The organism is Enterococcus sp. M-BR2 (assembly GCF_056612775.1).
Genome location: NZ_JBWQXK010000001.1, coordinates 257343 through 265880 on the forward strand (window position 1 = coordinate 257343; position 8538 = coordinate 265880).

Sequence of the window (8538 nt, forward strand, 5' to 3'; positions counted from 1 at the left end):
TATATCTTATCCGTTGGCTTTACCCAGTACGGCGAAACCACTTCCACACGCTTGTGTGTACTTCCCTCAAGAGGAATAGTCGTTGAACGTTACTCTGTTCGAGTCTTCGCTGCAGATTGCCCATTGTCGCAACACTTAGGATTTAACCATATGCTATCGAGTAAATTTTTTCTGCTTTCGCCACGGTCACGTTTGCCTATTTCAAGACTACGTTGTCGTTTTACTCGCTTTAGGGGTTCCCCGCAATTCAGTTTCTTTGTTGGGATATACGAGATTTTATATATTCCACTAAGCACAAGTTTCCCTATGCTCTTACAGTACAGTGCGGGCTATCATCCACACGGTTAAAACCGTGGGTTTTCTCGCCCGCAAAAGCTATAAGTTCGTCTCAACTGTTCAAAGTTTTTCATTGAACCTAACAAACAAGCTTTCTCTTTTCCTGTTAACTGCATATCATTGATATATTGCGCGACAGATAATCTTTTAAGGTGTTTTTGCTTCATCGTTTTTAGTAACTTTTCTTCCATTTCTTTCGACACTTTTTTTCTGTTTTCGATTTCTTCATAATTCATGAGTTTTCCTACCTTCCTTGTTTTTTGCAAAAATAAAAAAGCCTATGATCACATACGCTCTACACTTCAGTCTTGGGTTATCTTTTTCTTTCGTTTAATTACTGGCCGTGCTGGTTTCAAATCCTTGATTCCATTATGGGTTCTCCAATAATCGAATTCTTTTCGCAATCTTTCTTTTTCCATATCTGTTCCTTTAGATAAGGCTTTGAATACTTCTTTAGGTGAATAACCACGAGCTAACAGCTGTACATACCTTCCTTTTGTCAAAGTATCCATATCCATCGCCTCTAAAACTGGTCGCGCCATCTACTATTCCTCCTAAATAAATTCCTTACTCAATGCCTAAGGTAATACTACCTTTTTATTAATCGTCGTGACTCCTTCTAAGCCTTTATCTGTAAAATTTATTCCTCCAGTTTTTATTCTTCTTTATCCGCTACAAATTCAATGATTTCAAAGCTGACAATATAATCACTCAAATATGACCAAGTATCTTCAACAGATAATTCGTCTCCATTATCATTCATAAGCGTCATTTTAAACCATTCATTACCTTCATCATCTTCAGGTAGCAAGCCGAATCCAATTGGATTATCAGTCAATGTTTGATCGTATAAATCATCCTCGTCTAATGCTAAAACATCTAATCCTTTACAATTTCCGCCCCTTCTAAACGTCACAAATCCTTTGTAATCCCAACGTTGGAAAGAAACCTTAATAGTATGTGTGCCCAATCGTATATTCGGATCATAATTTTTCATTTGTCATTCCTCCATTACGTAAATTTCATTTTCTCTATGTTTTATATCAATTTTTTCACTTTATTCAGGACTTGTTTATATTTTATCGTTTTTCGTTTACTTAAAAATACATAAAAAATTTCGACTCGTTTATGGCGTCCGAAACGAGAAACCCTAGTAGACAGCGGTAAATGCTCGATTGATCCAATAATCAACGTCCTCGCAAGTATCTACATGTACTGCAGCACACGACACAATTTCTTGTGCGTCCTCCCCATTACGAGAAGACCTACTCCTTATTCCATGAGTTTGCGTCAAAGTCTAGATCCCTTAGTAGCTGCTCATGATTAATCTAGACGCTATTCTAACTTGTCTAACTTCTAAATTCCCTCTTGTTTACTCTGCGCTTATTATTTACACAAATTCATTTCACCACTATCCAAACAAGCGCATTTACTCGATTGACCAATTTTTTACGTTACCAATCGTTAAAACCTACCCCGTCACTCCCCGAAGGGAATTGTTGATAGATCAAGTCTACTCCTTATTTTTCTAGTGACTCTAAGTTCCTTTAGAAGTCTCGACAATATTTTCAAGCAAGCGAAAAACGATAAAATACAAGTTATGAGAATGATCAATTCAGCCGATCAAACGCCCCATCCCTTTTGCGGTACAACGCAAGACTCCATTTTTTCTTCGACCAATCAGTACACCGTTTTGGTCATAAACATGTTTGATTGTTGGATATAGCTCTTTTAAGGGGATAGGATCTTTTAAAATTATTTGCTTTTGTTTCCCAATGTAATAAATCATTTCCTCTGAGACTTTGTCTTTCTGGATTATATATTTCTTACACTGCACAACGGTTTTACTTTGGCCAGTTGATAGTTTCTTCGTGATTTTCTCTGTAGCGGTACACCGTTTACCGTAGTGACAAATATCTTTGAGACTCAAAATTCCTGTATATGACATAAAATAAACCACCCAATTTCTTTAAATATTTTTAACAAGTTTTTCTTGTTATTTTTCAAAAATAGAGAATTGATTTTCGTTCATGACAAACAAAAAAGAGGGAACGCATCCAAACATGCGTTCCCTCTAATTTCAGCGTTCGTCATACGGCAAAGAGCCACACGGACATTTTTATAACATTATGCTTAGGCATAGATTCATCGTAATATCACGTATTTTTAACCTTAACACAGCCAAAAAAAGTGGTATCACTTTTGAATATCTGTTATACTAAATCCATTGCGGGTAATACCGTAACACTGAAAGGTTAACGCATTAAGGGCCAAATCTTAATGCCGTGTATGAACGCTGACGAAGGTTACCAGCCTTCCGAGTTCATACCGCCTTTCTTTTTTTTGTATTTTCAATTGTCCAAATTTATCATCCAAAAGTGCAGAACGAAAATCAATTCATCACAAGCATAGCAGACAATTAAATTTATACAAAAAATGTAAGCGAATAATATTCGTATTGCCTGAAAAGAAGTAATATCAAGATTTTTAGCTTGTTTAAATAATGAAATTATCTCTCTTCGCGTATTATTATAACTCAAAAAAAAGGAGTATGCAAACATACGTTCCCTTTTCTATATTTGAAATTAATTATTTCTTTTAACACTTATGACGTAAAAGGCTACGTTTGTGATTTTTATCATAATATTTTAACTTATAAATTCTATTAAAATAGCTATTATTTTGTAATATTCGTAATATAATTAGAATAATAAAAAATTTTTAATTTTAATGTTACTTCATGAAGCAACAATCACTTTGTCAGTAAAGTTTCACTCTAACCAGTCTTTCGTAATAGTGCTTGGGGAGCTTTCATAATTCAAACGTTTTTCACTTGATACTTTAGCAGCTATTGGTTTTTCGATAAACCAATTTTTTACATAGACAAAAATCAGGTTCTGGATATTTTCGACTTTTTCGGTTTTTAATTTTTGATAGGCTTTTAACAGTGTCGTGTATAATTCTTGTTCTGCATTGACATAATAACTATCGAGTTCTTCAAAAACTATCGAAATACCACTTTCTATTTCAGCTTTTTTCTTTGCATTATGAATAGTCTGGACGGTTTTTTGAGCTTCACTGTAACTTGAAGAAAATGTTTTTATCAAATTTAATACTCGTTCAGGGACAAACGTAGCAATGCTGTCGTTTGTCATAATTGTCTCAAAATTGTCTAACAACAATTGATCTTGTAGGCGGTCTTTTTCAGTGTCTATATTGTGTCTATTAGTGTCTAATATATTATTATTAAGTTCTGGTATGATTTTCATACCCTCTGATTTATCAACGTTTTGGCACGGTATGATTTTCATACCCTCTTGAGCCCCAAGGGATTCAGCGTCTAATTTTTCGTCGAGGGTGGGTATGATTTTCATACCCTCTGATTTATCAACGTTTTCTCTATTCTCTCTATCAAATTTTTCGAGTAAGTAGATATCATTTTCTGAGACTTTTAATTCTGCTAGATATAGTCTATTAGGATTATTTTTCCCTAACTGTTTGTTAAATCCCATCTGCTTTTGTAATAATAAACCAAAGGATTCCAACTCTTTTTTGATTGCTATCGCTTTTTGTTTTTGGCAGTTTAATACGCTACATAGTTCATTTGTCGTATAAGTAAAATAAACATTACCTTCTTCATCGATTTGCCGTTTGCTGATTGCGATCTCTAATCTTGCTTTTAAAAGCATGTAGGCAATCTTAGTTGAATCTTTCATTTTTTTGTATTCGTCAGAAACAATAAAGACTTTTGGAAATTGATAAAATAATTCGTTGTAAACTCTATCCGCCTTAAAAAAATTAAAATCAGTCATTGTAGATCCTCTACTTTCACGTTGTTTTATTTATGTAAAATTACCTACTCTTTTTCGAAAATAGCAAAGATAAATAAAAAATGCAAACGCATTAAAACTGTTTTTTAATTAAATACTACCTAAAATAAGAAATAAAATGAATTATGTACTACCTTTAAAGTCATTAAGAACTACTTTAAATAAATATTATTTATAATTAAATACTACCAGAAGAACGTATGAATAAAATTTAGTTTTAAAATTAAGGATAATTAAGTACTACCAGTGTTAAAACAAAAAATAAATTAAGAACTACCTTATGCATATAAAACATACTACCATTACTAGTAATATATACTACCTTATTTCAGTAGTATATATTATATTATTCTTATGAGACAAGGCTTTAGGCTATAAAACAATAGATTATATACTACTAAAAAATACAATAAGTACTACCAATGTTAGATATATATAATAATTATATACTACCTTTAAAATTAACTTATTTAATAAGATACTACTGTGTCAATCTGAAAAAAATTACTTTAAAGTAGTTACATACTACCTGTTAAATTATATACTACCATTAATACTTAAATTAGATACTACCTATATTTATATTAAGTACTACCGTTCTAGGAATAAGATAATAAAAAAATACTACCAAATTGCAATTAAATACTACTTAAAATGTAAAAAATAAGAACTACCCAAATTAGGTAGTTCTTAATAAGAGAATATCAGATAAATTTGTACAAGTCATAAAAAAATTAATTTTAAATTTTTAAATATATATACTTGTTAATTATAAACTACTTTATTTAGGTAGTACATAATTAACAGATAAAACTACATGCTTGTAGTTTGTCTAGCTAATGAGTTGCGTATGATTTATATAAAGATGTGCAGCATAACTTAGTTAAAGTTAAGAGAATAGAATAAATATTTTTTGTTTTGCTAATAATTAAACACTACCTAAATATGGTAGTGTTTAATTATATAATATTCATTTTGTTACAAATAATCGTATTATAAAAGCATAACAATTGGGATAACTATTTTTTAGATTATTTAAGTACTACTTAAATTAGGTAGTACTTAAATTTTGGTTTAAGGTAGTATGTAATTAAGAAATGATATATATCTTCTTTTATAATAGAAGGGGAGAGGCCTAGTTAAAAGCAGCGACAATTAATAACAATGGATTTAATGCTTCACAAAATCCATTTGGTGGACAATGCATTGTTATTAGCGATGATCTACCGTTCTAAGTAGTTTTTTCTATTAGTTGCATTCGTGACTAATTATGGTATAATTATGAGTTACAAAGAGGTATTTCATTATATCACCAAACCCCATCAGCGTGCAGGCTGATGGGGTTTTTTTTACGTTTCTATATTATAGAATTAACGGGTAGGCTTACTGTCTTTTTTGGCAATTTTGCAATCAAGCCACTTGCAGATGTAGTGTGCAGTTACCTCTGCAAATGGCTTGATTGCAAAAACAAAATCAAAAAGGTATTTCATTATATCTCCTCCTCCCCTTGCCAGATTAGGCCGGGGTAGCAGACAGCAAAACTATTATAACATAACTGAAATACCTAAATGACATATACAGATATGATAATTTATGTATTGATTTTTCTAACAAAAGCACATATTTTAATATATACTACCTATTTTAGGTAGTATATATTTTTGGATCCAATATCGATCAGTTTTGAGGAAATGAAATTCTAGATATTTTTTGCTACATAGAGTTACTTTCAATATTTTTTAACGTAATTAGGCAGAAGTCACTCATCCTCTATAGGTTTGTGATGAAATTTCTATTGATCCATTTAAGTAAGAGCAAAAAACTGGAGGTTTATCAGGTAATTGGTCTAATGGATTTAAGTATGCGGTCACCGTGTATAGAGTTGCTTCTGAGATTCAAGAAAATAAAGTTATTCCAGTATTGCTATATGGAACACATAACAATTTTTATGAATTAGCCGAGAACACTCGCAACTTTATTCGTGTAGATAAATCGGCTTCGGTTGAGTTATAACTTTAGCTATATCAATCAACCGACCGACATATGTTAAATCTATATATAATAAAAATACCTACTTAAATGGATGTTAACGGAAGTGTATGGTGAGTAGTTCACTCGTATTTTGATATCGTTTGTATATGTTTTCAGCGTTCTAAGTGGCTTATTTTGTCCAATAATAATATGGAGTGGAATCCCTTAAGAAACACCGTTGGCAATTGTTGTTATAACATGTTATAATTTATTTATCAAAAACTAAAAGGAGTGTGATAACATGGGAAAAGAACTAAAGGTTAGAAAGATCGGCAATAGCGTGGGAGTGATCCTTCCAAGCTCTCTTGGATTAAAAAGCGGAGACACTATCCAAGCCAAACAAGAAGGCAACTTATTCATATTAGATACTACTCAAATAGCAAAAGAACACGATCGCAAATTGATTGAAGAAAGTTTCCGAGACTTTGAGAAAGGTTTAACAGTTTCAGAAATTGAAATGGTAAAAGCTTTCGGAAAATACGGCTGGAGTGAATAGATGAAAGAGTACACGCTAGTTTATTCTAAAAGTTTCCAGACCAGCCTTGAAACGATAATAGAAGAATGGGAAAATGAGCTTGCTCTTTCTCCAGCCAGCATAAAAAGATTTGTAGGTGCGATCCAGAAGGCTTTAGAACTAACCAAAAATTTTCCAACTATGCATGAGGAAGTTTCCGAAATCTATGGAATGGATATCCCAACATATCGGATCGTGATCGGCAAAAGCTATGCCTTATTTTATCGGATCGACCATGAAAAAAAAGAGATACTTGTAGGACGTATTTTCCAATCTAAACAAATGAAACTAGGCTTTTAACAATAATTAGGCAAAAGTCGCTCATCCTCTACAGGTGGGTGATTAATGCCGCTCGATATGGTTGTTAACCATCGGTTACTCGAAGATTGATATATAAGACTTAGTACCTTTTTATTTTGCTCCATGTTATGGCCGAAGGTCTAAAGATACAATCATTAGTCTAGAGAAAAATTAAGAACCGTAGGAACTACGGGGATCGCTTGGTGAATAAGAGACACTGCTATTAGTGAAAAAATAAGATATCAAGTACGCTCTATTCCCAAAAATTTCGTGACTTTACTCATGAGAGGTTCAAGTAGTATATTTTTAATCAAAATTGACGTAACTTTTAATAAATACTACCTAAATAAGGTAGTATTTATTTTTGTGTTTTAAAAGAGGAAGTCCAATATATCTATGGGGGTTCTGTTGCAAAGTTTTAAATCTACTATCAAATAAGGTAGAATAATAGAAAAAGATAGCAGGAGGAATGACGATGAATCATTTTAAAGGAAAGCAATTTCAGCAGGATGTGATTATTGTAGCCGTGGGCTACTATCTTCGTTATAACCTTAGCTATCGTGAAGTTCAAGAAATCTTATATGATCGTGACATTAACGTTTCTCATACGACGATTTATCGTTGGGTGCAAGAATATGGCAAACTACTCTATCAAATTTGGAAAAAGAAAAATAAAAAATCCTTTTATTCATGGAAAATGGATGAAACGTACATCAAAATTAAAGGAAAATGGCATTATTTGTATCGAGCCATCGATGCAGATGGTTTAACCTTGGATATTTGGTTATGTAAAAAACGGGACACACAAGCAGCCTATGCTTTTCTTAAGCGGTTAGTGAAACAGTTTGATGAACCGAAGGTTGTAGTCACAGATAAAGCCCCCTCTATTACAAGTGCCTTTAAGAAACTAAAAGAATACGGCTTTTATCAAGGGACAGAACATCGTACCATTAAATACCTGAATAATTTGATTGAACAAGACCATCGTCCAGTAAAGAGACGCAATAAATTCTATCGAAGTTTACGCACTGGCTCTACCACGATTAAAGGCATGGAAGCCATTCGAGGATTATATAAGAAAACCCGAAAAGAAGGCACTCTCTTCGGGTTTTCGGTCTGTACTGAAATCAAGGTATTATTGGGAATCCCAGCTTAAATCATAGATACCGTAAGGGATTTTATTCTTTATTTAAAACTTTGCAACAGAACCATTTTTACAATTTAAACATTTGACAAACTATAGAACAGTACTTAAAATGTGTATACAAGTGACAGCGCTTTAAAAAAAGAGGTGCAGCCTATGTTAAAAAAAACTATGTTGGTACTAGGTTCTATTTCTCTAGGAGTATTAGGTTTTAGCCCCATGCTATTATCCGTAATTGGAAAAAATAATTCCAAAGGGGAACTTAAATTAAATCCAAATTACTACAATAGTCCTAATGAACCTATGTTTATTTCAGAAAAACAAAACAACGGTCAGGACAAATAATCCTGCCGTCGTTTTGCTCTAACTTCTACCAGTACAAT

The 8538-nt window shown here is 32.5% G+C and carries 9 protein-coding genes and 2 pseudogenes; 6 read left to right on the plus strand and 5 right to left on the minus strand.

The genetic code is table 11. From position 1 onward, the window contains the following. Positions 1–344: 344 nt before the first annotated feature. The 5 genes from AC1F25_RS13700 to AC1F25_RS13720 form a co-directional block, all read right to left on the minus strand. A complete protein-coding gene (locus tag AC1F25_RS13700; RefSeq protein ID WP_002299891.1) occupies positions 345–572 on the minus strand; it encodes a hypothetical protein in 228 nt (75 codons plus the stop codon). A 66-nt stretch (positions 573–638) separates the two neighbouring features. Then, positions 639–878 carry a hypothetical protein gene (locus AC1F25_RS13705; protein ID WP_002295673.1) on the minus strand — a complete coding sequence of 80 codons (240 nt, stop codon included), beginning with the start codon at positions 876–878 and terminating at the stop codon, positions 639–641. A gap of 113 nt (positions 879–991) precedes the next feature. Continuing rightward, positions 992–1333: a DUF5406 family protein gene (locus AC1F25_RS13710; RefSeq protein WP_002295674.1), complete on the minus strand. Its 342-nt coding sequence runs from the start codon at positions 1331–1333 to the stop codon at positions 992–994. A gap of 618 nt (positions 1334–1951) precedes the next feature. After that, positions 1952–2284 (minus strand): type IV conjugative transfer system protein TraE, encoded by a 333-nt coding sequence (traE, locus tag AC1F25_RS13715; RefSeq protein ID WP_002323647.1) that lies wholly within the window; start codon positions 2282–2284, stop codon positions 1952–1954. 823 nt (positions 2285–3107) lie between these two features. After that, on the minus strand, positions 3108–4148 hold the full coding sequence (locus AC1F25_RS13720) for a replication initiator protein A (protein WP_010829773.1): 1041 nt from the start codon (positions 4146–4148) through the stop codon (positions 3108–3110). Positions 4149–5314: 1166 nt separating this feature from the next. Between AC1F25_RS13720 and AC1F25_RS13725 the strand changes: the two are divergent. The 6 genes and pseudogenes from AC1F25_RS13725 to AC1F25_RS13750 all read left to right on the plus strand — a co-directional run. Next, a pseudogene (locus AC1F25_RS13725) lies at positions 5315–5401 on the plus strand (single-stranded DNA-binding protein); the annotation flags it as partial. A 553-nt stretch (positions 5402–5954) separates the two neighbouring features. Next, positions 5955–6179 (plus strand): annotated as a pseudogene (locus AC1F25_RS13730) (type II toxin-antitoxin system RelE/ParE family toxin). A 259-nt stretch (positions 6180–6438) separates the two neighbouring features. Beyond that, on the plus strand, positions 6439–6693 hold the full coding sequence (locus AC1F25_RS13735; protein ID WP_010829772.1) for an AbrB/MazE/SpoVT family DNA-binding domain-containing protein: 255 nt from the start codon (positions 6439–6441) through the stop codon (positions 6691–6693). Beyond that, positions 6694–7011, plus strand: a complete 318-nt coding sequence (locus AC1F25_RS13740) for a type II toxin-antitoxin system RelE/ParE family toxin (RefSeq protein WP_002290394.1) — start codon at positions 6694–6696, stop codon at positions 7009–7011. It abuts the gene before it with no gap. 475 nt (positions 7012–7486) lie between these two features. Further along, the gene (locus AC1F25_RS13745) at positions 7487–8167 is read left to right on the plus strand and encodes an IS6-like element IS1216 family transposase (protein WP_479994373.1); all 681 of its coding nucleotides are present in this window, start codon (positions 7487–7489) and stop codon (positions 8165–8167) included. Between the two features lie 144 nt (positions 8168–8311). Further along, positions 8312–8500 (plus strand): hypothetical protein, encoded by a 189-nt coding sequence (locus AC1F25_RS13750; protein ID WP_479994374.1) that lies wholly within the window; start codon positions 8312–8314, stop codon positions 8498–8500. Positions 8501–8538 lie beyond the last annotated feature (38 nt).

Coding starts and splice junctions, on each gene's coding strand:
- AC1F25_RS13705 (WP_002295673.1), bottom strand. CDS start 878: ATGGCGCGACCAGTTTTAGAGGCGATGGATATGGATACTTTGACAAAA.
- AC1F25_RS13700 (WP_002299891.1), bottom strand. CDS start 572: ATGAATTATGAAGAAATCGAAAACAGAAAAAAAGTGTCGAAAGAAATG.
- AC1F25_RS13745 (WP_479994373.1), top strand. CDS start 7,487: ATGAATCATTTTAAAGGAAAGCAATTTCAGCAGGATGTGATTATTGTA.
- traE (WP_002323647.1), bottom strand. CDS start 2,284: ATGTCATATACAGGAATTTTGAGTCTCAAAGATATTTGTCACTACGGT.
- AC1F25_RS13735 (WP_010829772.1), top strand. CDS start 6,439: ATGGGAAAAGAACTAAAGGTTAGAAAGATCGGCAATAGCGTGGGAGTG.
- AC1F25_RS13710 (WP_002295674.1), bottom strand. CDS start 1,333: ATGAAAAATTATGATCCGAATATACGATTGGGCACACATACTATTAAG.
- AC1F25_RS13750 (WP_479994374.1), top strand. CDS start 8,312: ATGTTAAAAAAAACTATGTTGGTACTAGGTTCTATTTCTCTAGGAGTA.
- AC1F25_RS13740 (WP_002290394.1), top strand. CDS start 6,694: ATGAAAGAGTACACGCTAGTTTATTCTAAAAGTTTCCAGACCAGCCTT.
- AC1F25_RS13720 (WP_010829773.1), bottom strand. CDS start 4,148: ATGACTGATTTTAATTTTTTTAAGGCGGATAGAGTTTACAACGAATTA.